The sequence below is a fragment of the Planococcus sp. S3-L1 genome (assembly GCF_030063085.1).
GTDB lineage: Bacteria > Bacillota > Bacilli > Bacillales_A > Planococcaceae > Planococcus > Planococcus kocurii.
This window is the reverse complement of record NZ_JASISN010000053.1, coordinates 1-911: the sequence shown is the minus strand read 5'-3', so window position 1 is coordinate 911 and position 911 is coordinate 1. Positions and strand designations below refer to the sequence as shown.

1 protein-coding gene is annotated in these 911 nt (G+C 48.1%); it reads right to left on the bottom strand.

What is annotated here, in order from left to right:
• A partial coding sequence (locus tag QMF37_RS18225; RefSeq protein WP_283479145.1) for a transposase occupies positions 1–911 on the bottom strand: 911 nt, incomplete at both ends.

The following is a 911-nucleotide window of genomic DNA, read 5'->3' as shown; positions in this document are numbered from 1 at the left end:
TTGTAAATCAACGAAACGAGTTCAAAATGGACTTTCGCTTTCTTGCCTGTCCGGTGTCGAACATTATTCAAATCGAAATACTCCTTCAAGTAAGCGTTGACGCGTTCCACTGCGGCGCGCTGTTTATAGAACAGCGTCCATTTCAAGGAACCTCTGGCAGGAGACGTATATTTTCGAAGGTCTACTGACCTTTTGATTTTAAAGATTTTTTGGCAAAGGGAATCGTCTTTCAACGGACACGTCGCACATTCTTTGGGACGCGTATATTTCAAGGTTTCGTATTTGGCGTCATAACTGTCGTAGCGATACGCGTGTTCCCGAACGCATGTCGGCGCGAAATGCTCATCAAACCCGATCACTTCGCCTTCCCTGCGCGGGTTGTAAGCGATGACGGCGTGAAGGTTCATTTCCTGCAGTTGTTGGTAAATGGGTTTGTAATCGTAACCCTTGTCCAGGATGCCCGCTTGAAAAAGACCCGGCATCGTTTGCTGGATTTGCTTCAGGAGAGGGATGGCGGCTTTTCCATCATTCAAGTTGCCGGAACTCATGAGCCCTCTGATAATGTATTGGCTGATCGTGCTGACAGCTAAATGAGCTTTGTAGCCGAACCAAAATGTGTTTTTTCCATCACTATTTTTCTTGATGCCCCATTTCGGGGCAACGGGCATCTCGTTTACCAGCGCCTCTGTGGAGGCACCCAATTGATGGACAATCTCTTTTTCGTAGAGCGTCTTCTCAGCTTCCTGTTTTTGTTGGGCGGCTTGCCACTCAGCTTGTTCGGCTTTCGGCTTCCGTCCTCGTTTTTTCGGAGTTGCTTTTTCTTTTTTCTCAGCCGCTGCCGGTTTGTCGCGTGCTTCGAAATGCGTGGCATCAATAGCCAGCGATTCCTCTGTGATGAAACCTTCCTGGAT